This window comes from Thalassolituus oleivorans MIL-1, assembly GCF_000355675.1.
In the GTDB taxonomy this organism is placed as follows: Bacteria; Pseudomonadota; Gammaproteobacteria; order Pseudomonadales; family Oceanobacteraceae; genus Thalassolituus; species Thalassolituus oleivorans.
This window is the reverse complement of the sequence record NC_020888.1, coordinates 970,334-997,261: the sequence shown is the minus strand read 5'-3', so window position 1 is coordinate 997,261 and position 26,928 is coordinate 970,334. Positions and strand designations below refer to the sequence as shown.

At 47.8% G+C, this 26,928-nt stretch carries 24 protein-coding genes; 4 read left to right on the top strand and 20 right to left on the bottom strand.

Annotated features, from left to right (window positions below):
- Positions 1–55: 55 nt before the first annotated feature.
- The 5 genes from ppc to cysM all read right to left on the bottom strand — a co-directional run bounded on the left by ppc (position 56) and on the right by cysM (position 8,299).
- A complete protein-coding gene (gene ppc, locus TOL_RS04500; protein WP_015486104.1) occupies positions 56–2,689 on the bottom strand; it encodes a phosphoenolpyruvate carboxylase in 2,634 nt (877 codons plus the stop codon).
- A gap of 177 nt (positions 2,690–2,866) precedes the next feature.
- Positions 2,867–3,685 (bottom strand): nucleoside triphosphate pyrophosphohydrolase, encoded by an 819-nt coding sequence (gene mazG, locus TOL_RS04495; protein ID WP_015486103.1) that lies wholly within the window; start codon positions 3,683–3,685, stop codon positions 2,867–2,869.
- Positions 3,682–5,934 carry a GTP diphosphokinase gene (gene relA / locus TOL_RS04490; protein ID WP_015486102.1) on the bottom strand — a complete coding sequence of 751 codons (2,253 nt, stop codon included), beginning with the start codon at positions 5,932–5,934 and terminating at the stop codon, positions 3,682–3,684. The genes mazG and relA overlap by 4 nt, the downstream gene beginning before the upstream one ends.
- Entirely contained in the window at positions 5,927–7,270 is a 1,344-nt protein-coding gene (rlmD, locus tag TOL_RS04485; RefSeq protein ID WP_015486101.1) for a 23S rRNA (uracil(1939)-C(5))-methyltransferase RlmD, read from the bottom strand. Before rlmD ends, relA begins: the two co-directional genes overlap by 8 nt.
- Before the next feature lie 96 nt (positions 7,271–7,366).
- Positions 7,367–8,299 carry a cysteine synthase CysM gene (cysM, locus tag TOL_RS04480; protein WP_015486100.1) on the bottom strand — a complete coding sequence of 311 codons (933 nt, stop codon included), beginning with the start codon at positions 8,297–8,299 and terminating at the stop codon, positions 7,367–7,369.
- Between the two features lie 177 nt (positions 8,300–8,476).
- Here cysM and TOL_RS04475 point away from each other — a divergent pair, with 177 nt between their 5' ends.
- Positions 8,477–11,308, top strand: a complete 2,832-nt coding sequence (locus TOL_RS04475) for a response regulator (protein WP_015486099.1) — start codon at positions 8,477–8,479, stop codon at positions 11,306–11,308.
- Here the strand turns inward: TOL_RS04475 and acpS are convergent.
- From acpS to rpoE, 12 genes are all read right to left on the bottom strand, one after another.
- Positions 11,281–11,688 carry a holo-ACP synthase gene (acpS, locus tag TOL_RS04470; protein WP_015486098.1) on the bottom strand — a complete coding sequence of 136 codons (408 nt, stop codon included), beginning with the start codon at positions 11,686–11,688 and terminating at the stop codon, positions 11,281–11,283. The genes TOL_RS04475 and acpS overlap by 28 nt on opposite strands.
- 8 nt (positions 11,689–11,696) lie before the next feature.
- Positions 11,697–12,434 carry a pyridoxine 5'-phosphate synthase gene (gene pdxJ / locus TOL_RS04465; protein WP_015486097.1) on the bottom strand — a complete coding sequence of 246 codons (738 nt, stop codon included), beginning with the start codon at positions 12,432–12,434 and terminating at the stop codon, positions 11,697–11,699.
- 10 nt (positions 12,435–12,444) lie between these two features.
- Positions 12,445–13,086, bottom strand: a complete 642-nt coding sequence (gene recO, locus TOL_RS04460; protein WP_015486096.1) for a DNA repair protein RecO — start codon at positions 13,084–13,086, stop codon at positions 12,445–12,447.
- Positions 13,087–13,091: 5 nt separating this feature from the next.
- A complete protein-coding gene (gene era / locus TOL_RS04455; protein ID WP_015486095.1) occupies positions 13,092–13,982 on the bottom strand; it encodes a GTPase Era in 891 nt (296 codons plus the stop codon).
- Positions 13,982–14,671: a ribonuclease III gene (gene rnc, locus TOL_RS04450; RefSeq protein WP_015486094.1), complete on the bottom strand. Its 690-nt coding sequence runs from the start codon at positions 14,669–14,671 to the stop codon at positions 13,982–13,984. The genes era and rnc overlap by 1 nt, the downstream gene beginning before the upstream one ends.
- A complete protein-coding gene (locus TOL_RS04445) occupies positions 14,668–15,033 on the bottom strand; it encodes a DUF4845 domain-containing protein (RefSeq protein ID WP_015486093.1) in 366 nt (121 codons plus the stop codon). The genes rnc and TOL_RS04445 overlap by 4 nt, the downstream gene beginning before the upstream one ends.
- Positions 15,033–16,832 (bottom strand): translation elongation factor 4, encoded by a 1,800-nt coding sequence (lepA, locus tag TOL_RS04440; protein WP_015486092.1) that lies wholly within the window; start codon positions 16,830–16,832, stop codon positions 15,033–15,035. The genes TOL_RS04445 and lepA overlap by 1 nt, the downstream gene beginning before the upstream one ends.
- A gap of 128 nt (positions 16,833–16,960) precedes the next feature.
- Positions 16,961–18,346, bottom strand: coding sequence for a DegQ family serine endoprotease (locus tag TOL_RS04435; protein WP_015486091.1), 1,386 nt, complete (start codon positions 18,344–18,346; stop codon positions 16,961–16,963).
- A 22-nt stretch (positions 18,347–18,368) separates the two neighbouring features.
- Positions 18,369–18,812 (bottom strand): SoxR reducing system RseC family protein, encoded by a 444-nt coding sequence (locus tag TOL_RS04430; protein ID WP_015486090.1) that lies wholly within the window; start codon positions 18,810–18,812, stop codon positions 18,369–18,371.
- 7 nt (positions 18,813–18,819) lie between these two features.
- The gene (locus TOL_RS04425; protein WP_041588399.1) at positions 18,820–19,824 is read right to left on the bottom strand and encodes a MucB/RseB C-terminal domain-containing protein; all 1,005 of its coding nucleotides are present in this window, start codon (positions 19,822–19,824) and stop codon (positions 18,820–18,822) included.
- The gene (locus TOL_RS18165) at positions 19,821–20,507 is read right to left on the bottom strand and encodes a sigma-E factor negative regulatory protein (protein ID WP_015486088.1); all 687 of its coding nucleotides are present in this window, start codon (positions 20,505–20,507) and stop codon (positions 19,821–19,823) included. The genes TOL_RS04425 and TOL_RS18165 overlap by 4 nt, the downstream gene beginning before the upstream one ends.
- A gap of 19 nt (positions 20,508–20,526) precedes the next feature.
- Positions 20,527–21,114, bottom strand: coding sequence for an RNA polymerase sigma factor RpoE (gene rpoE / locus TOL_RS04415; RefSeq protein ID WP_025266064.1), 588 nt, complete (start codon positions 21,112–21,114; stop codon positions 20,527–20,529).
- Positions 21,115–21,425: 311 nt separating this feature from the next.
- Here rpoE and nadB point away from each other — a divergent pair, with 311 nt between their 5' ends.
- Positions 21,426–23,033, top strand: coding sequence for an L-aspartate oxidase (nadB, locus tag TOL_RS04410; RefSeq protein ID WP_015486086.1), 1,608 nt, complete (start codon positions 21,426–21,428; stop codon positions 23,031–23,033).
- A 22-nt stretch (positions 23,034–23,055) separates the two neighbouring features.
- Here nadB and TOL_RS04405 read toward each other — a convergent pair whose 3' ends face one another.
- Entirely contained in the window at positions 23,056–23,478 is a 423-nt protein-coding gene (locus TOL_RS04405; RefSeq protein ID WP_025266065.1) for a hypothetical protein, read from the bottom strand.
- Entirely contained in the window at positions 23,459–23,725 is a 267-nt protein-coding gene (locus TOL_RS04400) for an FAD assembly factor SdhE (RefSeq protein ID WP_015486084.1), read from the bottom strand. Before TOL_RS04400 ends, TOL_RS04405 begins: the two co-directional genes overlap by 20 nt.
- A gap of 176 nt (positions 23,726–23,901) precedes the next feature.
- Between TOL_RS04400 and ygfZ the strand changes: the two genes are divergently transcribed.
- Together ygfZ and TOL_RS04390 are read left to right on the top strand one after the other, a co-directional pair.
- Positions 23,902–24,840: a CAF17-like 4Fe-4S cluster assembly/insertion protein YgfZ gene (gene ygfZ / locus TOL_RS04395; protein WP_015486083.1), complete on the top strand. Its 939-nt coding sequence runs from the start codon at positions 23,902–23,904 to the stop codon at positions 24,838–24,840.
- A 40-nt stretch (positions 24,841–24,880) separates the two neighbouring features.
- Complete coding sequence (locus TOL_RS04390; RefSeq protein WP_015486082.1) at positions 24,881–25,726, top strand: HDOD domain-containing protein; 846 nt, start codon at positions 24,881–24,883, stop codon at positions 25,724–25,726.
- 47 nt (positions 25,727–25,773) lie between these two features.
- Here TOL_RS04390 and TOL_RS04385 read toward each other — a convergent pair whose 3' ends face one another.
- Positions 25,774–26,898, bottom strand: a complete 1,125-nt coding sequence (locus tag TOL_RS04385) for an enoyl-CoA hydratase/isomerase family protein (protein WP_015486081.1) — start codon at positions 26,896–26,898, stop codon at positions 25,774–25,776.
- Positions 26,899–26,928 lie beyond the last annotated feature (30 nt).

Below are 26,928 nucleotides of genomic sequence, written 5' to 3'. Positions count from 1 at the left end.
ATCTAGGCACAGAACTATCCTGTCGTGAGCAAAATCGAGCCTACATTACTCATTGCTATCCGGTATTACGCATCCCGGCAGCGATGCCCGCCATCGTCACCATTAAAGCACGTTCAACTTGGCTGCTAACCATATCGGCAGCCTGACGTTCACGATACAAAAGCTCGGCCTGTAAATAGTGCAACGGATCGGTATAAGGATCGCGTACCTGCATAGAATATTGCAGCGCTTTATTATTTTCCAACAACATTGTTTGCTCTTTTACTGCCAACACTAGCTTGCGCATATTCGCCAGACGCTCACGTAAAACGCTACCGATTGGCTGTAGCTCTGGCTCAACCAAACGTTCTTCATAATACTGTGCAATTGCCGGGTCGGCTTTCGACAACACCATCTCTAGCATGTCGATGTAAGTCCGGAAAAATGGCCAGTCACTATACATTTCTTTAAGTCGTGGTAATTGCTCGTTATCGACCTGAACTCGAAGCGCATCGTCAGCACCTAACCAAGCAGGCAACATTAAGCGCATTTGCGTCCAAGCAAAAATCCAAGGAATAGCGCGTAATGTTTCAATACCGCCACCAGAACGACGGCGCGCAGGACGACTGCCCAAAGATAATTTTCCTAATTCCGACTCTGGCGTTGCCGCACGGAAATAACGCACAAAATCAGGATTGTCTTTAACCATTGCGCGATAAGAAGAAACGCCTGCAGCCGCTAATTGCGACATCATCTCTCGCCATTCGTCTTTTGGATGGGCTGGCGGTAATAAGTTAGCCTCTAATACAGCTGACACATAAACTTTAAGATTACGCTGAGCAACCGCTGGCAAACCAAATTTAAAGCGGATCATTTCGCCCTGCTCGGTCACGCGTAATCCGCCCGTTACTGAACCCGGTGGTTGCGCCAAAATAGCGCGTTGCGCAGGGCCACCTCCGCGTCCAACGGTACCGCCACGGCCATGAAATAAACGTAATTTAATACCTTGCTCGGCTGCCACGCGCGACAAAGTTTCTTGCGCCTGATACTGCGCCCAAACAGCCGCCAATTGGCCGGCATCTTTAGACGAGTCAGAATAACCTATCATCACTTGCTGGCGACACATGCTGTATTCGCGATACCAAGGTAAGGACCATAATTTATCCATACGCGGACCTGACTGCTCTAAGTCCGACAAAGTTTCGAATAAAGGCACAATCGGTAATAAACGTTTAACGCCACAGGCTTGCAACAAAAGTGCTACCGCTAAAATATCGGAAGGCTCGCTGGCCATCGAAATAATGTAGCAAGATACGCCATCACCAGCAGGCGTTGCTAACACCGCCATGGTATCCAATACTTCTTGCACCTCTGCTGAAGGTGTCCAGAAGTTGGGGATTAATGGGCGCCGTGAAGTTAACTCACGCAGCAAAAACGTTTGCTTTTCGTCTTCTGTCCAGCCGTTGTAATCACCCCAGCCATAATATTCACAAATAGCTTGAAGCACATCGCTGTGACGAGTCGACTCTTGTCTGACATCGAGTCTAACCAACGACATACCAAAACATGCTGCACGACGAATGGTATCTAACAACATGCCATTGGCGATGGTATCCATGCCGCAATCAACCAAACTGTCATAGCACAACTTCAATGGCCGAATCACATCTTCGCGTTCGAGTATTGGGACTTTCTTAGTGCTTTCTCCAGCGGCGCAAGCATCAGCCCAGCGACGAGTATCTTCTAGCCCTTTGCGTAAATCGTGTAAGCAATCACGGTAAGGTTCTCGACCTGTATATTGCTGACGCATATCTGCTGATGCTTCACTCATAGATAGCTGCATGCCTAACAGTTCTATATCCCGTAAAAACAAATCCGCGGCCATCCAGCGGGCGAGGTATAGCACTTCACGTGTCACGGTCGCGGTCACATTCGGATTACCGTCGCGATCACCGCCCATCCATGACGAAAAACGAATAGGTACGGCGGTTAATGGTAAAGCGCTACTACCACGTGCGCGTAATTCTTGATCTAAATCTCGTAGCAAGGCTGGAATGGCGTACCACAAAGAGTTTTCAATAACGGCAAAACCCCATTTCGCTTCATCGACTGCCGTTGGGCGTACTTGGCGAATTTCATCGGTATGCCAAATCTCATCAATAATTAGTGATATTTCTTGTTCTATATTGGCTAAATCAGGATGGCCATCGCGTAAATCATCGCGACGCTGCAATAACTGCGCTATGTGATCATATTTTTGAATAAGTGTACGGCGGGTAATTTCCGTTGGGTGCGCGGTTAATACCAATTCAATATTAACGTCGGCAACTTGCTGGCTTAAATCGATACCACGAATGCCTGAAGATTCTAAACGAGTAAGTAACTCGCTAAACATGCTATCGACATTTTCTTGCAGATGTTCACTGCGACGCCAACTAATTCCGTGCTGCTGCTCGGCAATATTGGCCAAGTTTAAAAACTGATTAAAGCCGCGTACAACAGGCCCAAGCTCATCATCAGAAATATCATGCAGCATGGCGAGGAGTGTTTCGCGTTCTTTCGGATCGCCATGGCGGGCAAGCTTTGCTTGTTTACGAATACGCTCAATTTGCTCAAGCATGCCATCGCCTAGCTGTCGTTCAATAGTGCCACCAAGCTGGCTACCCAGCACTCGGACCTTGTCGCGCAGCAATGCGTCCAGTTCTTCCATAGGGTTCCCCTAGCAATGATCGAACATTGCTATCAAGCATTGACCCATTCCTACTAAATTTCAACCGCTTATGCTGTGATCTGGAGTAAATGAGGGTAACAATGGTGCTAAAAATAAGCAGTGAGGAGAATGCTATGAAATAAGGTAATAAATTAGCCCGCGCTGGACTAATTTAACTTATTTACCGCGACGCTTGGCTTCATCCCAAGCAGCATCCATATGCTCTAATTCGAGCTGACTAAAACCGCCTGCTTCGTCTGCAGCGTCTTCTACAAACGCAAAACGCTGATAAAAGCGTTCGTTAGTGCCACGTAATGCCACTTCAGGGTCTACTTTAAGATGGCGCGCTAGATTGGTAATCGCAAAAAGCGCATCGCCAATTTCGTCTTCAAGGCGCTTCGAGTCCATACCCTCAAACTCAGCCTCTACTTCATCTAATTCTTCCCGAATTTTATCTAACACGCCGTGAATATCTGGCCAGTCAAAACCCACAGATGAGGCTTTTTTCTGTAATTTGAGTGCTCGCGTGAGCGCTGGCAAAGTAACAGGAACGTCGTCTAACAGGCGCTCTATTTGCGCTGGCTTTGCTGCTTTTTCTGCCGCTTTAATCTCGTCCCAGCGAATATTCACTTCTGACTCTTGCGGCGTGATACTAGGATCACGTTCGCTGGTCAGAGTGCCGTCAGGAAATACATGAGGATGACGACGAATCAGTTTTTCGACCAAACGGTGAATGATAGAACTTAAATCAAAACGACCTAGTTCTGCCCCCATTTGTCCGTAAAAAATAACCTGAAAAAGTAAATCGCCAAGTTCTTCTTCAAGGTGCGGCCAGTCTTGACGTTCGATAGCATCCGCAACTTCGTACGCTTCTTCCAGAGTATGGGGAAGAATGCTGGCAAAATCCTGACGCAAATCCCATGGGCAACCTGTCTGCGGGTTACGCAGACGCTGCATGGTATACAGCAATTGCTCTAACCCATATTGGACGCTCATGGTTTAGCGCCTCCGCGAACCCGACGAGTCGACACCACGTTAGGTAGCTGATCAATTTTACTCATCAGTCGCGCTAAGCGTTCGAGGCTATCTACTTCAACGGTTAAACTCATTGAAGCCGTGTTATCACCCTGATTCGACAACGTATTAACCGCAACAACATTAACCCGTTCGTTGGCTAACAAGGAACTCACATCGCGTAATAAACCGGTACGATCATAGGCTTGAATCAACATTTCTACAGGATAAATATTAGAAGGACGATCCCCCCAACTGACTTGCAAAACTCGCTGCGGTTCAATAGAAGCTAAGTGCAATAAATTTTCGCAGTCGCTACGATGCACGGTAACGCCACGACCAATAGTCACGTAACCATGAATATCGTCACCCGGTACGGGTAAACAACATTGCGCCATAACGGTTAATAAATTACCGACACCTTCAATAAAGACATCATCGGATTTCGCAACACGATCGGTCGGCTCATGACGACGAATAAGCGGCAGTTCTTGCTGTTGCGCACCACCTTTGTCGGCCAGCTTTAACAGCATATGAACGATTTGGCCGATGCGTAAATCGCCCGCACCAACAGCCGCAAACATATCGTCGACCGAGCGCATATTCAGCTGCAGCGCCACTTCATGCAGAGGTTCATCGGCCAAGTCTAAACGTCCAACTTCGCGTAAAACGAGGTGACGCCCTTCTTCAATATTTTTATCGCGATCTTGTAATTTAAACCAGTGTGCAACTTTTGCCCGCGCACGAGTGGTATGAATATATCCAGAATCGGGATACAACCAATCGCGGCTTGGATGTGCATTCGCGTTGGTTAGAATTTCGATTTGCTCACCCGTTTTCAATAAATACGTCAGCGGCACAATACGGCCATTGACCTTAGCGCCACGGCATTTATTACCGACTTCGGTATGCACACGATAGGCAAAATCAACCGGAGTTGCTTTAGGTGGTAAGTCCACCACATGGCCTTCAGGCGTAAATACATAAATACGGTCTGGGTTAATGTCGCTGCGTAACTCACCGATTAATTGCGGTAAATCATCTAGCTCTTCATGCCATTCAAGCACTTGTCGTAACCAAGCAATTTTTTGCTCATAGCCCTGATCTTTGGCGTTGGTGTCGGTGCCTTTATATAACCAATGAGCACAAACACCGAGTTCGGCGTCTTCATGCATCGCATGAGTACGGATTTGTACTTCCAGCACCTTACCTTCGGGGCCGATTACAGCTGTATGCAACGAGCGATAACCATTTTCCTTCGGGTTGGCGATGTAGTCGTCAAATTCGTTAGGAATATGTCGCCACAAAGTATGAACAATACCCAAGGCGGCATAACAATCGCGTAATTCAGGTACAAGTATGCGAACAGCTCGAATATCGTAGATCTTAGAAAAATCCAGATTCTTGCGGCTCATTTTACGCCAGATACTGTAGATATGCTTCGCCCTGCCATAAACATCGCAGGAAATATCGGCATTGGTCATTTCGTCGCGCAGACGCTGTACGACTTCCTCAATGTAAGACTGGCGGGTTAAACGCTTTTCATCGAGTAACGAGGCAATCTTTTTGTAGGCATCAGGCTGTAAATAGCGAAAGGCTAAGTCTTCTAATTCCCACTTTAAATGACCAATCCCCAAACGATGAGCCAGTGGTGCATAAATATTGAAAACTTCTTCGGCAACTTTACGACGCTTGTCTTCTGGAGCGTCTTTCATCGCACGAATGGCCGATGTACGTTCTGCCAGCTTAATCAAAGCAACGCGCACGTCGTCGATCATAGCGACCAACATTTTACGTAAGTTATCGACTTGCGCTTCGCGCTGACCAAGAACGACTTCGTCACGCGAATTTTGAATGGCACTAATTGCTGCCATCCGTAAAACGCCCTCAATCAGTTTGGCAACTTCTTCGCCAAACTGCCGCTCAACCTTATTTAATGCTAAACGACCTTCACGGACCGCACGATACAAAATAGCCGCAATAACAGAAGCGCTATCGAGACGTAAATCCAAAAGGATTTGCGCCATCTCAATACCCATCTGCACGCTGTCGATTGACCAATAAGTACGGTTAGCGATAGCTTCGTCAGACAACTGTTTCGCTAACACTAAAGCATCACGTAATGCTTCCGGATCTTTAACATCTTGCGACTGCTGAATGCTTTCTAACCAACGATCAACATCCAATGACCCGTCATGCAATAACGGATGATCATCTCGGACTTTAACCATGCGATTTTCCTTGGTATTCAAGCAATACCATCGTTTCTACATGGTGTGTTTGTGGAAACATATCCATTATTCCTGCTTTTGTAACGGCATAGCCCTGTTGGCTAAGCACATTAAGATCACGGGCCAACGTCGCGGCATCACAAGACACATATAAAACTCGTGGAATACGACGTCGTGCAATATCCTGCATTACCTCGGCCGCACCGGCGCGAGGTGGGTCTAGTAAAATGGCATTAGGGCTTTCTAAATGCGCCAAACGCCCTTCGTCTGATAAATCTGCACAAACCGCCTGCAAAGGAAGGGCCAACTGTTCAGCTTGAGCCGCTAAACTGGTCACCATACTGTTTTGAACTTCCAAAGCGACGACATGCTTGCTGCGTCGGGCCAATGGCATAGAGAAATTGCCATGACCCGCAAATAAATCCCAAATACGCTCATCTTCTGTCGGTGCGAGCCACTCAAGGGCTTGCGCAACCATAGCGCGATTCACATCGCCGTTAACTTGCACGAAATCGGTCAGGGCTAAATTCAATGGCATTCCATCAACAAAGTGATGCAAGGTGTCGGGCTGGGCTGGCCATAAACATTCCGCCTCGCCGTCCTTTTCGCTGCGCAACCACAGTTGCAGAGGCAGCAAACCGGCTTCTTCGCCCTGCTTTTGCCACCCTTTTAATTGGCTAACTAATTTATTGCGATCGCCATCCTGCAAAGGTTTGAGCGCACGCAATACCAAAGCAATCGCATTATCAGCAGCAATCACTTCAATTTGAGTTACTAAGGCACGCGCATCTAACGAATTTAATAATGGCCGCCAGTCTTGCCACTCCAAAGCCGGATGATCCGGCAATACCGCACATCGATCGACATTACTAATGTGGTGGGAAGCGCCTTCACGGAAGCCAACAAAGTTGGTGTTTTGCTCTTTGCTATAGCGCACACCTAAACGCGCCTTACGGCGATAACCCCAAGGCTCAGCAACAATTGGCAGTGCCCAGTCGCTAACAGCGACACCCTGGCGGGCGAATTCACGAGCTACGCGGTCTTGCTTAAACTCAACTTGGCGCTCGTACGTCATGTGCTGCATATCACAGCCACCGCAACGCAAATAGTGCGGACATGGTGCAGGCACTCGATACTCCGACGGCGTAATGACTTTTAATAAACGCGAATGCCAGATCTTTTTACTGCGTTTTTCGATGCGCGCTTCGACCTGCTCGCCCGGAATCGCACCAGGGACAAAATATACATCGCGCCCAGAACGCGCGACGCCTTGACCATCCGACGTCATGTTGTCGATGGTTAGCGTTAAGGTCTTACCATTAGATCCTTGGTTCACGGCGCACTCTGTAATAATTCTGTATGGATGATGTCGCCCTATATTGGGGCAAATAGACGAAATTCAATCAGTAGCAAGGAAAGGTCCTGAGTGACCTTATCCTTGTGGGGCAAATACGCCCGACGATAAATAGCGGTCGCCACGATCGCATATAATCGCGACGATGGTGGAATTTTCGAGGGTTTCAGCCAAATGAAGAGCCGCTGCAACGGAACCTCCAGAAGACACACCACAAAAAATACCTTCTTCGCGCGCTAAAGCCCGCATAGTGTCCTCGGCCAATTGCTGACCGATATCTAACACCTGATCGACACGCGTGCTGTCGAAAATTGTGGGTAAATAGGCTTCTGGCCAACGACGAATCCCGGGGATAGCTGCACCTTCGGATGGTTGTAAACCGACAATACAAATATCTGGATTTTGTTCCTTGAGGTAACGAGACGTTCCCATAATTGTTCCGGTAGTACCCATTGAGCTAACGAAGTGCGTTACCTGACCAGAGGTTTGCTGCCATATTTCAGGACCAGTACCTTGATAATGAGCCTCGGGATTATCGCCATTACCAAACTGATTTAATACTCGCCCCTTACCGTCTTGTTGCATTTTTTCGGCTAAATCACGAGCGCCTTCCATGCCCTCTTCTTTACTCACCAAAATCAACTCAGCGCCATAAGCTTCCATCGCCCAACGACGTTCCATAGTGGCGTTATCCGGCATGATTAATATCATGCGGTAACCCATAATCGCCGCCGCCATGGCCAAAGCAATACCTGTATTACCACTGGTCGCTTCGATCAAAACATCACCGGGCTGAATCTCCCCGCGCTGTTCTGCTCTTTGAATCATCGACAGAGCCGGCCGATCCTTTACCGAACCGGCTGGGTTATTGCCTTCTAACTTCAGCAACACCGTATTGCTACTACCCGCAGGCAGTAAACGCTGCAATCGCACGAGCGGTGTATTACCGACACAATCAGCAATAGTGGGGTATAACGGTGCTTTAGTTGTCGAGTTTTGGCGATCAGTCACGGAGATTCTCGTTTCTGGTAGACAGTTTGCGCGTAGTTTACCGCTGTCGCGACTCAGACGCGACGACTCTTAGGGATTAATCGCAGTAAATTGACGACAAAGTTTGCACCTAAGTCGCCCCCCCATTACTCTTAGCCGACGCGTTTTTTTGACTAAATAATAGGCTGCCTCATCGCGATGAAAAATTGGAACATTCAAAATCGTATCCTGTTTCTGGCGTTGCTGCCTGGCATCATAGTGTCATTAGTTCTCGGCACCTTCTTTATTACTGAACGCGCCCGCGATCTTGGCGACCTGCTAGAACAGCGCACACTAGCAATGGCGAAACAGCTCGCCCCCACTTGCGAGTACGGTGTAATGACCGGCAGCGTGGGGATTTTGCAAAACATTGCAAATAACATGTTGGAAGAAATCGACGTTCGCGCCGTGACTTTGTACAACCAAGATATGCAAACGCTGGCCCATGCAGGGCCGCGAATGTTGACTGAGCGTTTTGGCTCGGCTGAATTGAAAGCAGATCAATTACAACTCATGCGCACGGATGCCTCACTGCGCGCGCGCGCGCCGATATTCTCACAAAATTTAATTATTGCCGATCAACTTTCAGAACAGTTTTATGCGCAAAAAAACGGCCAACAACAATTATTAGGTTGGGCCGAAGTTGAGCTATCGGGTGCTAATACCAAATTAAACCAGTACCAACACATAGCCTCATCGCTCAGTATTATTGTGTCGGTGCTAATACTTTGCACTGTGCTAGCTCTACGCATTAGTAAACAAGTATCACAGCCGATGGGCGTTATTGTTGATGCCATCGATGACATGAAAGATGGCAAATTAGAAACCCGTGTACATATTGAAAATGGCGGCGAATTCCAAGCCCTCGCGTCGGGCATTAATGCGATGGCCAGTGCCCTGCAACGGGCGAATACCGAACACCAGCAAAACTTAGAACAAGCCACTCACGACCTACAAGAAACCTTAGATGAACTAGAGATTCGTAACCGCGAGCTCACACTTGGGCGTAAAGAGGCCATCGAAGCTAGCCGCATGAAGTCTGAGTTCTTAGCCAACGTTAGCCATGAAATTCGTACTCCACTCAACGGCATTTTAGGTTTCTCCGAATTATTAGGCCGTACCCAAGTCAGTGAGCGCCAGAACGACTACTTGCAAACAATCCGCAAGTCCTCGGACGACTTACTCAATATTATTAACGACATCCTCGATTTATCGAAAATTGATGCCGGTAAACTCATCATCGAGCATACCCCTTTTAATCTGCGCGACGTCATCGAAGATGCACTACAAGTATTAGCTCCCGAGGCAGTAGGTAAACGCTTAGAACTCAATCAGATTATTGAAAGTAATGTGCCGCTCGCGGTGTGCGGCGACCCACTGCGACTAAAACAAGTGATTACCAACCTAGTCAATAATGCGATTAAATTTACGGAATACGGCAGCGTTACGGTTAAAACATCACTCATTAGCCAAAAAGATCACCGTGCCAGCTTACAGTTTGAAATTCGTGATACCGGCTTAGGCTTATCGCCAGAAAAACAGGAAAAATTATTCCAAGCCTTCTCACAAGCGGATGCCAGCGTCGCCCGCCAATTTGGCGGTACGGGCCTAGGGTTAATTATTTCTAAAGCGCTTGTTGAGGCAATGCATGGTGATATCCGTGTTGAAAGTCGTGAAGGTTTCGGCTCGTCTTTCTTCTTTAATATTGATATCCAGATAGATCAAGACTCCACGACCAATAACCTTGCACCGCTCGATATCAGTATCGCCGTTATTGATCCAAAACAAGCGGCGACTACCGACTTACTAACATTATTAACATCGTGGCAAGTTGACCATCACTACTATCCAACGATTCCACAAGTCGTAGATCGGATAAATTCAGGCGAGAAATACGATCTTATTTTATGTGCTATTGATCATGAAAAACTCGACGATGACGCTTTAGCCTTACTTAACGCACTGAAAGATACCCAAGTGCCCGTCGTCGCTTTGGTTAATAGCGTGAGCCACGAAGACCTCGATATGTTGAAAAAGCTGGGGGCTAATGAGGCGTTGAGTCGCCCCGTTACGCAGCGCAAGTTACACGCAGCGCTGAGCGAGCTTGTTGCTGACGAATCGCAAATACTCACGCTTACCGACCCAGCAGAAGAGCACTCACCTGGGCGAGTTCCTCCCTGTATTTTAGCGGTGGATGACAACCACGCGAATTTGAAATTAGTCGTGACCTTATTGCGTGAAATGGGCATACAAGTCTATTCCGCCATGACTGGGAGCGAAGCGATTGCGCAAATCGACCAGCATCCGATAGAAATGGTATTCATGGATATTCAAATGCCAAACATGTCGGGCACAGAAGCAACCGAACACATTCGCCGTATGCCCGGCAAAGCGGCATTGCCTATTATTGCACTGACTGCGCATGCCATGGCTGACGAAAAACAGGCCTTATTAAAGTCGGGAATGAACGATTATCAAACCAAACCTATTACACAAGAACAGTTGGCTAAATGCGTTGAACGCTGGACCGGCTATCGCGCGCCGATCAATACATTAATACGTGTTGTTAAACATGAGCGCAGTCGTGAAATCGCATCCGAAAAATCAATTTGCCGCGAAATATTCAATGCCGACATGGCGCTTCACCACGCCAATAATAATATTGAGTTAGCCGTTGATATGTTCCAGATGCTGCTCGATTCCCTCGATAATGAACGTGCCAATATCGTTGCTTACTGGGAAGAAGAAGCCTTAGACGAATTACTCGAGGCTGTGCATAGAATGCATGGTGCAACTCGCTATTGCGGTACACCTTGTTTACGCCTTGAATTAGAAACATTCGAAAGCGCGCTAAAAGCCAATGAGTTTGCCAAGCTACCGGAACAAATGCGCCGCTTAGTGACAGAGCTAGATAAACTGCAGGAATGGGTGGAGGCTAATGACTGGTCGGAACTATTAAGAAATCATGCGACGATTAATGCAAATGCTTGAATAAGCCCTTGATCATCAGACAAGCTAATCAATGCGCGGGTAGCCCCCAATAGCTTCATTCGCTGAGCGGCAACACCCGATAAAACAACATAAGGAGCGCCGCGCTGATCGCGCAACACTTCAATATGTTGAAAGCTAACACCCGCCGCGATACCCGTCCCTAACGCCTTAGACAAGGCTTCTTTTGCCGCAAACTGTTTCGCTAAAAAATTTTTCGGCTGTTGATGCTGCCTCCAAACGGATAATTCCGCGGGCGTTAAAATACGCTGAGCAAATTTTATTGGCTGACGCTCAACAATGGCATTGATACGTGATTCAGCCAATAAATCGGTACCGATACCCATGACACCATGAGCTTCAATATCACTCAGCGAAAACACCAAAAGTCCTAACGTGCTGCCGCTAATAGAGCACGCATATCGGCCACGGCTTGCGCCAAGCCGACGAACACCGCGCGCGCAACGATGGCATGACCAATGTTTAATTCATTCATTTCTGGAATCGCCGCGATTGCTTCGACATTGTGATAATTCAGACCATGACCAGCGTTAACGATTAAGCCTTTACCGGCTGCATATTTAGCAGCAGCGATAATGCGCGCTAACTCTTCATCACGCTCTTCGTTAGTTTCAGCATCGGCATAACGCCCCGTGTGCAATTCAATGACCGGCGCGCCAGTGCGTACTGTTGCATCAATTTGCGCTTCATCAGGATCAATAAATAATGACACTTCACTACCAATCGCTTTTAAACGCGCGACGGCAGCGGTGATATGAGCTTCTTGACCAGCGACATCCAATCCACCTTCGGTGGTTAATTCTTCACGCTTCTCTGGCACGAGACACGTGCAAGGAGGACAAACCTCTTCCGCCAATTGCAGCATCTTCTCGGTCACCGCCATTTCAAGGTTCATACGTGTCGCAAGTGTATCGCGCAGAATACGCACATCGCGTACTTGAATATGACGTCCGTCTTCACGCGGATGAACGGTAATACCATCGGCTCCAGCTTCTTCAGCAACAAAGGCCGCTTGCACTGGGTCTGGATAACGTGTGCCACGCGCTTGGCGCAAAGTTGCAACGTGATCGATATTAACACCTAACAAAACGCGTTTAGCCAAACTCATAACTTCACCTTTAAATAAATAGCTCGCGACTGATCAATGGCCGCGTAAGTTGTGCTTCTAATGCTTGTCGTAAAATCAATTTAGCCACATTAAGTGCGGTAGGAAATTGATAATCGCCATTACCGATAGCAAGAATAACTGCGCCCGAGTAGCCTTTAGCCGCTAGTACAAAGCCCTCACCACCGCTGAATACATAATGCGATGACGGTTCGATATTATTACCTAGGGTATCTTTCTGCCACGAAAAACCATAGCCCAATTGCTGCAATAATTGAAATTCGAAATGCCGCAACCAAGGGTCTACCAAGGGCGTATCGGCTAACGCATTAAGGGTATCAAGATAGAGGGTAAAGACCGTCGGATGAGATTCGTGTTGCGGCATTAATCTTGCCAACAATTCGGTGATGTAGACCGCACAATACAAGGGCAAGCCCTGCAGACTTGGTCTAGCAATTACTTCTGATGCTTTAACCCGCGGAAAATCTTGTCCTTGCTGCCAGTCGCCCTGACAAAGACACAACAAATCGGGTTCATCACGACCAACCATTGCTTGGCTGATCACTCGTAAACGACCGGCACTCAAACTGAATATATCGAGTAGCCAGTCATCTTCGCGTAGTGGCTGACGTTGCAGCACGAACCACTGCTTCATCGTGACTATTGGTCGTCGTAACCGAGACTACGCAAAGCGCGTTCGTCATCCGACCAGTTGGATTTCACTTTTACCCACATGTTGAGCATGACTTTGCAGTCGAATAGCAACTCCATATCTTTACGAGCATCTTGCCCAATTTGCTTTAAACGAGAACCCGCTTCACCGATTACGATACGTTTTTGCGAGGCACGCTCAACTAAAATAAGCGCACTGATTTCGATAATACGACCATCATGCTTGAACTCTTCAATTTCTACCGTCATAGCATACGGAAGCTCATCGCCTAGCTGGCGCATGATTTTTTCACGTACTAGCTCTGCGGCTAAGAAGCGCGAGCTTCTATCCGTAATTTGATCTTCTGGATAGAAATACTGATTTTCAGGCAAATAGCTTTCAATTAAATGTTCTAAACGGTCAATGTTATGACCCGTTTTCGCACTGATTGGAATAATCTGATCGAAAGTATGACGCTTACTCACTTTCTCTAGATACGGTAATAAATCGTTTTTATCTTGAATAAAATCGACTTTATTAACGACTAATACAACAGGCGCACGTTGCTGTTTAACCGCTTCAAGAACCATATCGTCTTCGTCAGTCCAACGCGTGCGGTCGATGATCATCAAAATGAGATCAACGTCTTTTACTGCGGTGGTAGCCGCTTTATTCATATAACGGTTAATCGCTTTTTCTTGGTTCTTATGCATACCCGGCGTATCAACATAAACAACCTGAATATCATCTTCTGTTTTAATACCTAGAATTTGATGACGTGTTGTTTGCGGTTTACGCGAAGTAATCGATAATTTTTGACCAAGAATGCGATTGAGTAACGTGGATTTCCCCACATTAGGACGACCAACAATGGCCACAAAACCGGTACGTTGCGGCATTATTCTTCCTCCCCGTGGATTCCAAGATTAAGCAGCATTTGCTGCGCGGCGGCTTGCTCGGCAGCACGACGGCTGCCACCAATCGCCACTACGGCATCGGCTTGTTCTGGTATGACACATTCAATCGTAAATACTTGCTCATTCGTCGGACCTTCAACACTCAAAACCGTGTATTTTGGCAGACTTGAACGCTGCGCCTGCTGATATTCTTGCAAACGCGTTTTAGGATCTTTAATAGGATCTTCGAGGGTTAATGCATCGAGGCGATCGGCGTACCAAGCTAAAATACGCTCACGCACGACGTCTAACCCAGCATCTAAATACATCGCGCCTATTAGGGCTTCTACCGTATCGGCCAAGATAGAATCACGGCGATGTCCGCCACTTTTCATTTCGCCGGAACCCAGCAATAAAAAATCGCCTAATTCAAATTCGCGTGCGACAAAAGCTAAGGTCTCGCCTTTAACCATTTTTGCCCGCAAACGGCTCAACTTGCCTTCTTTCGCAGTAGGAAAGCGGCGAAATAAATCTTCACCGACGACGAAATTTAAAATGGAATCACCAAGAAATTCTAGTCGTTCGTTATTGTGACCCGCTTTACTGCGGTGAGTTAATGCGAGCGTGGCTAATTGCTCGTCGCGAAAGGTATAACCTAATCGCTGCGATAGTTTCAGGAGCGAATTATTCACTGAGTAAAATCTTTCCGATGAGTAAAGGTAAGCACAAAATCAATGTTGCTGAAAAAATCATCTCGACGATCGTAGGTATACGTCAGCACTAAACGGTGCTCTGAACGATCGAGTTCTAATTTATCAGTAGAAATATCTAAATTATTGGATTGGAAACGTTTTTCCAGTACACGCTTGGCATCACTGGTCGAGGTTTTGGCAGTAATAGCTTTAGACTCTTGAACAGAGTCTAAAATACTACCAACCATCACATCATCCCAATACATAGGTATCAATGAAATAGCAGCTCGAAGAATCATAATGGCCAATACCATCAAGGCCAAAATTCCCGGCATTGATAATCCAAGCTGCTTCTTTTTCATTAATCGTCCACCCTAAGAACCGCAAGAAACGCGGATTGCGGAATTTCAACGTTGCCGATCTGCTTCATACGCTTTTTACCGTCTTTCTGCTTTTGCAGAAGCTTCTTCTTACGGCTAACGTCACCGCCATAACATTTGGCAATTACGTTTTTACGCAAAGCTTTTACCGTTGTACGGGCAACCACCTGATTGCCAATAGCGGCCTGAATCGCCACGTCGAACATCTGGCGTGGAATAAGCTCTTTCATTTTTTCAGTTAATGCAGCACCGCGACGGCGAACGCTATCGGTATGCATAATAGTTGCCAGAGCATCAACACGCTCACCATTCACCAATACATCTAAACGTTGTAACGACGAAGCTTGGAAGCGAGTAAAGCTGTAATCTAATGAAGCAAAACCGCGACTCGCAGATTTCAAACGATCGAAGAAATCCATAACAACTTCACCCATCGGGATTTCATATTTTAACGCTACTTGCGAACCAGTGTACTGCATATCAATTTGCACGCCGCGCTTTTCAATACACAAAGTAATGACGTTACCGAGATACTCTTGTGGTACCAAAATATTACATTCAGCAATTGGCTCGCGCATTTCTTCAATCGTGCCGGGATCAGGTAATTTCGATGGGTTATCGACCATCAATACGTCACCACGACGGGTCAGAACTTCATAAATTACCGTTGGGGCCGTAGTAATTAAATCTAAGTCGTATTCGCGCTCCAAGCGCTCTTGGATGATTTCCATATGCAGCATACCCAAGAAGCCGCAACGGAAACCAAAACCCAATGCATCCGAGCTTTCCGGTTCAAAAAACAGAGAGGCATCGTTCAACGATAATTTATCGAGTGCATCACGGAAGCTTTCAAAGTCGTCAGCCGACACAGGGAATAAACCTGCGTATACCTGCGGCTTAACTTTTTGAAAGCCCGGTAAGGCATCAACATCAGGAAACTTCGTACTAACGATGGTATCGCCAACTGGCGCACCGTGAATTTCTTTAATGCTACCAACCATGTAGCCTACTTCACCCGTGCAAAGCTCACCAGTTGCGGTCATTTTTGGGGTAAAGATACCGATGCCATCAACCAAATGGTCACGGCCGGTCGACTTCATGCGAATTTTGTCGCCTTTTTTGATGCTGCCGTTTTTCACACGAATTAACGACACAACACCCAAATAAGGATCGAACCAAGAGTCAATAATCAAGGCTTGCAGAGGACCATCAATGTTGCCCTCTGGCGGTGGCACTCGAGCCACTAAATCTTCTAAAACATCTTCAATATTTAAGCCGCTTTTAGCGCTACAACGCACCGCTTCGGTAGCATCTAGGCCAATAATATCTTCGATTTCTTGAGCGACTTTGTCTGGATCGGCCTGGGGCAAATCCATCTTGTTCAATACTGGAATAACCTCTAACCCTTGCTCAATCGCGGTATAACAGTTGGCAACGGATTGGGCTTCAACGCCTTGTGCAGCATCAACAACCAACAGGGCACCTTCACAAGCTGACAAGGAGCGACTTACTTCATAGCTAAAGTCGACGTGTCCTGGCGTATCAATGAAGTTGAGTTGGTAGGTTTCACCATTTCGCGCTTTATAATCTAGCGTTACGCTCTGGGCCTTGATGGTAATGCCACGTTCACGCTCGATGTCCATCGAGTCCAACACCTGCGCCTGCATTTCGCGGTCGCTGAGACCACCACACACCTGAATAAAGCGATCTGATAGTGTCGACTTGCCGTGGTCAATATGGGCAATAATGGAAAAGTTACGAATGTGGTCCAATCGGCTCACAGAATATCATCCGGTAGATTATTGAAAATGGGTGGGGATTTTACTCGAATTACAGCCCAAACGCTATGTGGAGTGCGGGACTAGGGCAATCGACTGCGCTCAGCAGGGAGCTGAGCGCAGTGGTCGTGTTAGTCGGTAATGCGCAAAGGGATGAACATGGCAGTGCCACGACGCACGATACGCATAGGAACACTGCGGTTTTTCGGTAGGTTGTTCACAACCTTGTCGAACTCAGCCACAGAATGAATCTGCTCGCCATAGATCATGGTGATAATATCGCCGTTGATCAAACCGGCCATTGAGGCAGGGCCACGACGCACTTCTTTGACCATCACACCATCGCCAACATCTTTACGCTGACGATCGCTAAGATCAGTGACCAACACGCCCAAGCTATTACTTAAACGTTCCGCGGTTGCAGGATTCTGCGCCAATTCCATTGCGCCGCTATCTGGCAATACACCGATAGTAACCGTGACTTTCTTGCGCTTGCCATTACGCACGACATCAAGTGTGGCGTCTTCACCGGCCGCTAAACGACCAACTTGATGTGGTAAGTCTGACGATAAATAAATATCTCGTCCGTTGATTCGAGTAATGATATCGCCGTTTTCAATTCCGGCACTGGCCGCTGGACTGTTTGGAACAACCTGAGCAACTAAGGCTCCGGCAGCTTTATCTAACCCAAACGACTCGGCAAGATCTTTACTCACCTCTTGGATCACTACCCCTAACCAACCGCGGCTGACTTTGCCGTTGGCTTTGAGCTGTTCAACCACATCCATAGCAACATTGATTGGAATAGCGAACGAGACGCCCATAAAGCCACCAGAACGGGTGTAGATTTGCGAATTAATACCTACCACCTTGCCGTCAAGGTTGAATAAAGGGCCGCCTGAGTTTCCAGGATTGATCGCAACGTCCGTTTGAATGAACGGAACATAATTCTCATTGGGTAAGCTGCGCCCTTTGGCACTGACAATCCCTGCAGTCACTGAATAATCAAACCCGAATGGTGAACCAATGGCGACCACCCATTCACCCACTTCTAACTTGTCGGAATTACCAAGTTCGACAGTCGGTAGGTTTTTGGCTTCCACTTTCAACACTGCCAAATCTGAACTTTCATCGGCACCAATTAATACCGCGTCGAGTTCACGACGATCACTGAGACGCACGACAATTTCATCCGCATCTTTCACAACGTGGTTGTTAGTTAAGATATAACCATCTCGGGAAACGATAAAACCCGAGCCTAAAGAAGCACTTTCTTGCTTGCCACCGGGTAATGGAATTTGCTGGCCAAAGAAGTGACGAAAGATTTCTGGTACATCATCAGGTAAGCCATAACGCTGTTGAAATGCAGTAGAGCGCGCGTGTTGTACGGTGCTAATGTTCACCACCGCAGGAGACGTCTCTTTGACCAGTTCGCGAAAATCAGGAAGTTCTGCCCAAGCACGACCAGCCGTCAGCACTACCAAGCAAACTACGAATAAACGGAGTATTACTGCCATGTCGATCCTCTCAACTATAATTTCATTCAACGAGTTTTGTGGAGATAACGCCGGCACAGCCATCAACAATTTGAGGATGCCATTGTTTTGTGAACTGTTCTGATAGTTTTTTAGCGACAACAAATCCAATCCCTAAGCCAGCAATGCCAACAAGGGCTGACAAGAGATCTGTACCAAGGCGTTGCCCAAGGATAGCACCCGCAATTAAGCCCACCAGCGGTAAGCCATAAAGCACCAAAGCACTAAGCGCCAGTCCACCTTGAGGTAGCGATAAAATCACCTGATCACCGACCTGATAATTTCGGTCTGTGGGTATCCACAAACGCATGGGGCGACCAAGCTTGCTTAAACTATGTTGACCGCATCCGGAGCGCGCATTGCAACTTCCGCAAGCGCTGCGCTGAGTTGCTTCAACCCAGATACCGCCTTCGCCTTGCTCAACCACTGCAACTACTTCTTGGCTCATCGTTTATTTATTCCAACTCATTAATTAGGCCACTCGGCACAGCCGCTAACATAGGCCGCACCGATAACGCGATTTTTTGCACTGTCGCCATGGGAACTTCACCAACAACCGTGATGCGATAACCGTTGTCGTTAAACTTCATATGTCGCACGACAGCGGCGGTCGCTCCCCAACGTTTATTCATATCGGGCATTCGACTATCGGCAATATTATCCACAAACAAGGTAAAGGCTGCCAAGCCATCGGTGTACATCACCATAGTTTGATGATGCTGTGCCGCTTGTTCTTGCTCGTGGCGCGTCGTCATCATAAAGCCTCTCGGAATCCATCCCGGCTCCCATAGGGCCGGTTGTATCATTCCTGTCCCACTCGCTAATCCGTGCCCTTCAATGCGATGCCCTGCATCCGTGTCATCAAACTCAGATATCGGGATGTCGCCGTCTATTTCAACTTGAGCAAACTGAAAACGCTCCAGCACTTCTCCCCGTTCGGACAATAAGTCGCTGCGTAACAATAAACCGCTTTGCATATCCACCCAAAGGCTATAGCCGTAACGATATTTATCTTTGGGTAAAACGTTAATTCGTTGGGCTATACGATCCGCTATTCGTTCGTGTCCGCCTACCTGCAAATCGTATAGATTGGTAAGCTCAGAACTGCTAAGCACTAGGGATTGTGTTAACGGATTGGTGATATTTGGATCAGTACGAACGACATGATCACCCGGATGAATGCAGGTAATGTCATGTCCACGCCGAATAATTTTGCGCGGTAAACCGGTGAGATGTTCTAGCTTTTCATATTCAGTGCCGTCGATGACACTGTGCTTAATTGACAGGGTATCCCAAGCAGACGGGTCGCCATAGATCAGCACCCCTTGGTAATTACGTTCGTTCAACGCCCGAGACATTTTATCTAGCCAAACTCGAGCATTTTGTTCCTGCTGAGGGTCGGACTCTGCATGCGCAGCCCCCGACAAACAGCAGATTACTAGCAGCAGTCTGGCAATCACTTGCCCTTCGCCTTAACGGCGTCCTGTTCGAAGTTAGCCACTCGTGCATAAGGCATCATGCCACTAGCGGTATTAAGCGAAGCATGCTCAGTATGCTGCAAGACATACTCCTTCAGCACATTTTGTGCTTCTCGCAAAGTCTCACTATCGGCTTGAGGCTGAGTTTCAGCCACAGCGATCACGCTGTTCGGCATGGGCTCAGCAGACACCAACGCTTCAGCAATCGCATCCGATGGCTCTACGCTATCAAGACTTAGTGTTTTAGGTGTCACAGCACTCAATGCTTGTCCACTAAGAGCAGGATTTTGTAACTCTGAAGTCACACGCACACCCACCAGCACGGCCAATGTAACCGATGCCGCAACGGCCCCAGATGCTAACCAATGCCAGCGAGAGGATGTTATTTGAGATGCTGGCGCAGCGACGGCAAGGTTACTCGCAGTCGTTACCGGTATCACCACATCATCCATCGGCTCCCCGTCAAGGGCTTGCATAATGCCGCGAGAAAGATCAATTGTACTTGCCGGTTCGTCGCGTAATACCGAACCAATCAGCTGATAGCGGCGCCAGGTTTGCAGCATTTCTGGGTTTTGATCAATTTGATTCATCACCCGCCGCACTTCTAGCTCATCGGTCTCGCCATCCACTAATGCGGATAAGGATTCATTCATTTTATCGTTCATAGTTAATCCTTACGTCTCATCAGGCAGTCGCACTCAGCAGGGGCTGCATTTTTTTCTCAATGGCTTCACGAGCTCGGAATATGCGCGAACGTACGGTACCTATAGGGCATTCCATAACATCGGCAATCTCTTCATAGGTTAGACCATCAATCTCGCGCAGCGTGACTGCAATACGCAATTCTTCGGGTAAGGCATCAATGGCAGCAAATACCACATCACGTAACTGGTCTCTTTGCAGCAAACCATCCGGAGTATCCATATCACGCATATGGCTCTCATCGGCAAAGTAGGCTGCATCATCTAAATCAATATCGTTCGTCGGTGTTTTACGACCGCGACTAATCAAATGGTTTTTAGCGGTATTCACCGCAATACGGTACATCCAGGTATAGAAAGCACTGTCACCGCGAAACGATGGTAAGGCGCGATACGCTTTTATAAATGCTTCTTGAGTCACGTCCTGAGCTTCCGCGAAGTCAGAAACAAAACGGCCAACCAAGGCTAAAATTCTATGCTGATACTTAACCACCAGCAGATCAAATGCGCGGCGATCACCTTTCTGCACCCGAGCAACCAATTGCCGGTCTGAAATTTGTTGATCTGTCATGCCATTACCCGCTGTATCTCGCTGCTTCGTCGCAGCCATCGCTAAGTTTGTCACACCCTGCCCTCCGTTGTGGCTTTGTATTGTAGAGGGCGTGATGTTTAAAAAGTTCCTATTGATTTGTCTGATTGACGCTTTATTACAATCTTGCGTCCGAAGGTTAGATATCGTCAGCTTTATGACAAAACCTTTTCAAGCACAACGGGCTGGCATTATAGTGCGAGGCGTTGCAATGCGTACACTACCGTTCTACATGCCGTTTTCGGGTGACGATATACGTCGTTTGTCATGTTTAAAATCAAGGTTTCAGAAGTATGAGTCAGAGTTTTACCTACGATGTGCTGATTATCGGTAGCGGAGCTGCGGGTCTGACTTTGGGGCTATCCCTGCCCGAGCATATCAAGGCAGCGATCATTAGCAAGGACTCCTTAGATGCAGGCTCGACGCGCTGGGCACAAGGTGGTGTTGCTGCAGTATTAGATGATGAAGACAGTATCGATGCCCATGTAGAAGACACACTTATCGCCGGTGCCGGCCTCTGTCATGAGCCAGCGGTGCGCTACACCGTAGAAGAATCAACAGCGGCAATTGAATGGCTTATCGATATTGGCGTGCCATTTACCCAAGACAGCCCTAATCACTTTCATCTGACCCGTGAGGGCGGTCATAGCGCACGTCGCATTATTCATGCAGCCGATGCCACTGGCCATGCAATTTCCGATACCTTGCTTGAGCGCGCTCGCAACTGTCAAAACTTGACCTTACTTCAAGATCATATTGCCATCGACCTCGTCACTCGCAGCAAGCTCGGTCTCCCCGGACAAGCCTGTGTTGGCGGATATTTCCTAAATAACGAAACCGGCGACGTCGATGTTATTACTGCCCGTGCTGTGGTTTTGGCCACTGGCGGAGCCAGCAAAGTGTATTTGTACACAAGCAACCCTGATGGCGCGTCCGGCGACGGCATTGCCATGGCTTGGCGTGCGGGTTGTCGGGTGGCCAATATGGAGTTCAATCAATTCCATCCCACCTGCTTGTATCACCCACAAGCAAAATCGTTTTTGATTACTGAAGCGGTTCGAGGTGAAGGTGGTAAGTTACTGCTGCCAAACGGTAAACGCTTTATGCAGCATTTCGACGAGCGTGCAGAACTCGCGCCGCGAGATATCGTCGCCCGCGCGATTGACCATGAGATGAAACGTCTGGGGGCCGATTGCTTGTTCTTAGACATTAGCCATAAACCGGCCGACTTTATTAAAGAACATTTCCCAACCATCTATGAACGCTGCTTACAACTGAACATCGACATCACTAAAGATCCCATTCCAGTCGTACCCGCAGCGCATTACACCTGTGGTGGTGTGGTAACGGATATTCATGGGCGTACCGATATTGAGCGCTTATACGCTGTCGGCGAAACTGCTAGCACAGGGCTCCATGGTGCGAATCGCTTAGCCAGCAACTCGTTATTAGAATGCTTAGTGTTTGCTCGCTCTGCGGCTAAGCATATTGCCGAGAACTTAGATTTAGCCGCCTCGGTTGAGAAAGTCCCCGCTTGGGATTCCAGTCAAGTAACGGATTCAGACGAAGATGTCGTCATTGCCCATAACTGGGATGAGCTTCGTCGCTTTATGTGGGACTACGTCGGCATTGTACGCACAACTAAACGCTTACTACGGGCAAAACACCGCGTAAAACTGCTACGCCAAGAGATACAAGAGTTTTACAGTAACCATAAAGTAACCAACGATTTACTCGAGCTACGTAATCTAGTCGATGTCGCGGATGTGATTATTCGCTCAGCCTTATTACGCAAAGAAAGCCGAGGGCTGCATTTTAGCCGCGACTACCCTGAGCCTTTACCGCGCGCGTTCGACACTGTTCTAACACCAAAATACATTAAAGAATTGGGCGAGCTCTAGTTCACCCGGCCATTATGGTGTTTTAAATTTGCGCATAAAGCGCACGGCGTAAACGGCGAAAGTCTTCGTCGTTTACAAAACTGTCAGCTCTCACTATGAGTTGCTGCCAAGGCCAAAACCCCCACTGCAAACGCACTAATTCATAACGGCGGATACTGCCGCTACGCCAACTCACAGCATGACGTTGGCCGCCCACAAGCATCCACCAGCCGCGCGCATCGCAACCTATTCGCTCCACTGATACGTGCATTCGCTGGGCGAAACGCCAGCTAAGAAAAGCGACCGCTAGTGCGATCATCAAAGACAACCACCAAGAAAGTGGTAGTAAAACAAGCAGCAGACAAGTACCTGCTAACAACGCCGCAAAATCTAAGCGGCGTTGCTGTAATGAAGGCCGCAAAGCCCACTCATAATATTCGCCCGTATTATTTAGGGCTGCGGGCATACTCTAACACCACGGCCACGATACGCTGAAAATCAGCATCGTCTGGATTTTGATGTTCCATAAACCAAGCAAATAAATCCGGATCTTCGCACTCTAATAAATCGCGATAACGACGCTTATCGTCTTCCGCTAAGCCCAAATATTTATTTTCAGCAAACGGCACTAAGATCACGTCCAGTTCCAGCATGCCGCGACGGCTATGCCAACAGACACGTCGTGCATCAATATCGTTGAGTTCTTCTGACACGTTAGTCTCCTCTGGTGGGTCGCCATTGTAGCAAAGCGATCTGCTAAAGCGCTAATTACGCAGTACAAGCAGACAGATAATCCCACAACTTCTATCCCGTATTTAGCCGTCAACTTTTGCCGTAGAATGCAAAGGCTTGCAGATTCTACGCAGGCATAGTTTTGGAGACACCGACAATGAACCAGCTTACATCCTCGCTTGGCAGCACCGACGGCGAATATTTTACCCCGAATTCGACTAGTCTAGGCCGACCGGCTCGTACCTACTTGATTGATATGGCCCTTATCCAGATTCAGGGACCTGATAGCGAGCGTTTTTTACAAGGTCAGTTAACGTGCGATGTTAGCGCTTTGAAAAATGGCATGTGGCAACTCGGTGCTTGCTGCACAGCGAAGGGGCGCATGGTGGCTAACTTTGTTATCGCCCGCCAAAATGATGATTTTTGGTTACGCTTACCCAGTACGCAAGCAAACGCCCTCCAGACTCATCTAAGTAAATATGCTGTATTTTTTAAAACAAAATTAATTGAGCGCCAAGATTGGGTAGTACTGGCAGAGCTAGGGCAAGAATCCACGCGACAAGCCGCGCATACTGTTATTGCAGACGCCGACGGCCTTTGCCTCCAATGGCCGGATAACCGCACCGAATTCTGGTGCAATATCGACCAAGCAGATGCTTGGCTTAATGGTCACCCCTTATGTTCATCGAAAGACTGGCACTTAGCCGATATCGACGCCGGGCTCGTTTGGGTTAACGATTACAGTCGCGAAGAATGGGTGCCACAACATATCGACTGGCAACAGCATCAAGGAGTGAGCTTCTCTAAGGGCTGCTACACCGGCCAAGAAATTGTTGCGCGCTTACAGTATCTAGGTAAAAGCAAGCGCGCTCTTTACCGCTTCAGCTTGCCGACAAATATCGAGATAAAAGCCATGACCCCCATCAGTAACAGCGATGGCAAGGCCATTGGCGAGCTGGCAAGTCTTTGTCACAACATAGCGAATAGCGAGGGTTTAGCCGTAATCAATAGCTTAGAACAACAGCTAGATGCCGTGATAGGTGAAAACCCCGTCACTTTGCACAGGGTTTTCTATACTGAGAGTTCAGACAGCTAAATGCCCGGCCACGCGGGCAGAAAACTCAAAAGGCCCGCTCATGTCTCAGTCGCTAGTGCAGCAAGTAAAGGACGATATTGTTCAGCAGATTCGTGAAGACCGCTTGGTCCTTCCAACCTTACCTGAAATTGCCTTGAAAATTCGCGAAGTCGCAGAGGATGAAGATGCCACCATCAATGATATCTCATCCATCATCGGCCAAGACCCTGCACTCACGGCGCGATTACTGCGTATTGCCAATAGCCCCATGTTACGCAGTAGCATCGCAATTAACGATCTCACTACTGCCGTGTCACGTTTAGGCATTGATTACACCAGCAATCTAGTAATTGGCTTAGCCATGGCGCAAATGTTTCAGGCCACTAACGATGCGATTGATGTTCGCATGCGTGCATGTTGGTCACGAGCGATTGAAATAGCCTCATCCGCCCAAGTACTGGCTCGGCATTTTACCAAATTACCGTCAGATCAAGCATTGCTCGCCGGTTTGGTGCATCAAATCGGTGTGCTACCGATTCTCGCGTATGCCGAAAATAACGAAGGCTTAATGAGCGATAGTATGTCGCTCGATCATGTTATCGAGCGGCTGCATCCGCATATCGGTGCATATATTCTCAAAAGCTGGGATTTTTCTGACGAACTAGTGCGCGTTCCAAAGCAATACCAAGACTTAACCAGAAAATCCGAACAGGTAGACTTTACCGACATAGTGCAAGTTGCCGTCATTCAGCACTTTGCCGGTACCGACCATCCTCTAGGGCAAGTTGACCGCGATAATTTGCACTCGTTCCAGCAACTAGGATTAGATGCTGACAATGTCGAACCGCAATGGCAGGCAATTAATGAAGAAATCGACGCTACACAAGCCGCTTTTGGTAATGCTTAAACAGAGAACTGTATATCAGAACCTTATAAGAACCTTATAAGAACCTCTTAGATATCGACATAAGGATGTTCGTTTACCTTCCACGGTGAACGGAGCAATTCTTCCACCCAGCTCCGTGGCACAGACTGAATGTCTTTGTGCTGCCACTGGGGCTTAAAGTCTTTATCAATCACCATAGCGCGAACCCCTTCAGCAAAATCAGGATGACGAACCGACTGCCAGGCAATATCCAACTCCCATGCGACCACTTCTTTCAAGCTCATAAACCCACCGCGACGTATCTGCTCCATGGCAATATGAGCAGTGGCTGGGCAACCTTGCTGTAAATTTTTTATCCCTTGCTGCAGCCATTCATCGCCGCCCTTATAAGCACTCATGCGCTTTGCTATTGCAACAAGGTCATCCCCCTCTAACCACTTATTAACTTGCTCTTCATTGGCTTCTAATCGCGCAGCAGGCAGTTCACTGGTCGTCGTTTGCTCTAATTGCTGCAAGCCCTTACGTAACTCTTGATGATTACGCGCTATGTTGTCTTGCCAAGGCAAATTGGTCACTAGTTCCAGTATGCCCTGCCATTGCTCACTGCCCATTGCATAATGCGTTAAGCCGAGCTGTTTGCATTCACTTGCATTCATCAGGCTACCGGTCAACCCCATCCACAATCCCCATGGCGCAGGCATATGGGATAAATACCAAGTAGCGGTCACATCAGGAAATAAACCAATCCTAACTTCAGGCCAAGCTAAGCGCAGTGATTCCGTACCGATACGATGGCTAGCACAAACAAATAGACCTAACCCTCCCCCCATAACAAAGCCCTGTCCCCAAGCAATCAAGGGTTTAGTAAACTGGTGAAGAACATAGTTTTTTCGATATTCTGCGCGAAAAAAATCATCGGCATAGCGATACTGAGTACGCCCTTTTAACGTCATACTGCGATACAGTTTACGAATATCACCACCGGCACAAAACGCCTTTTCACCGGCACCGCGCATAATGACAGCAACGATATTGGCGTCGTCTTGCCAAGCTTTCATATGCTCATCAATGGCATTGACCATATCCAAATCCACCGCATTCATGGCTTTAGGCACATTCAGTGTTAGTACACCGATACCTCGACCACATTGCGTCGATAGTACTTCCGTTAAAATGGCTGGAGCTTTCGCCATGACAAAGCGTTCCTTAACATCAAGTTAGAA

Coding starts and splice junctions, on each gene's coding strand:
- ppc (WP_015486104.1), bottom strand. CDS start 2,689: ATGGAAGAACTGGACGCATTGCTGCGCGACAAGGTCCGAGTGCTGGGT.
- mazG (WP_015486103.1), bottom strand. CDS start 3,685: ATGAGCGTCCAATATGGGTTAGAGCAATTGCTGTATACCATGCAGCGT.
- relA (WP_015486102.1), bottom strand. CDS start 5,934: ATGGTTAAAGTCCGAGATGATCATCCGTTATTGCATGACGGGTCATTG.
- TOL_RS04475 (WP_015486099.1), top strand. CDS start 8,477: ATGAAAAATTGGAACATTCAAAATCGTATCCTGTTTCTGGCGTTGCTG.
- pdxJ (WP_015486097.1), bottom strand. CDS start 12,434: ATGAGTTTGGCTAAACGCGTTTTGTTAGGTGTTAATATCGATCACGTT.
- recO (WP_015486096.1), bottom strand. CDS start 13,086: ATGAAGCAGTGGTTCGTGCTGCAACGTCAGCCACTACGCGAAGATGAC.
- era (WP_015486095.1), bottom strand. CDS start 13,982: ATGCCGCAACGTACCGGTTTTGTGGCCATTGTTGGTCGTCCTAATGTG.
- TOL_RS04445 (WP_015486093.1), bottom strand. CDS start 15,033: ATGAAAAAGAAGCAGCTTGGATTATCAATGCCGGGAATTTTGGCCTTG.
- TOL_RS04435 (WP_015486091.1), bottom strand. CDS start 18,346: ATGGCAGTAATACTCCGTTTATTCGTAGTTTGCTTGGTAGTGCTGACG.
- TOL_RS04430 (WP_015486090.1), bottom strand. CDS start 18,812: ATGAGCCAAGAAGTAGTTGCAGTGGTTGAGCAAGGCGAAGGCGGTATC.
- TOL_RS18165 (WP_015486088.1), bottom strand. CDS start 20,507: ATGAACGATAAAATGAATGAATCCTTATCCGCATTAGTGGATGGCGAG.
- rpoE (WP_025266064.1), bottom strand. CDS start 21,114: ATGACAGATCAACAAATTTCAGACCGGCAATTGGTTGCTCGGGTGCAG.
- nadB (WP_015486086.1), top strand. CDS start 21,426: ATGAGTCAGAGTTTTACCTACGATGTGCTGATTATCGGTAGCGGAGCT.
- TOL_RS04405 (WP_025266065.1), bottom strand. CDS start 23,478: ATGCCCGCAGCCCTAAATAATACGGGCGAATATTATGAGTGGGCTTTG.
- ygfZ (WP_015486083.1), top strand. CDS start 23,902: ATGAACCAGCTTACATCCTCGCTTGGCAGCACCGACGGCGAATATTTT.
- TOL_RS04390 (WP_015486082.1), top strand. CDS start 24,881: ATGTCTCAGTCGCTAGTGCAGCAAGTAAAGGACGATATTGTTCAGCAG.
- TOL_RS04385 (WP_015486081.1), bottom strand. CDS start 26,898: ATGGCGAAAGCTCCAGCCATTTTAACGGAAGTACTATCGACGCAATGT.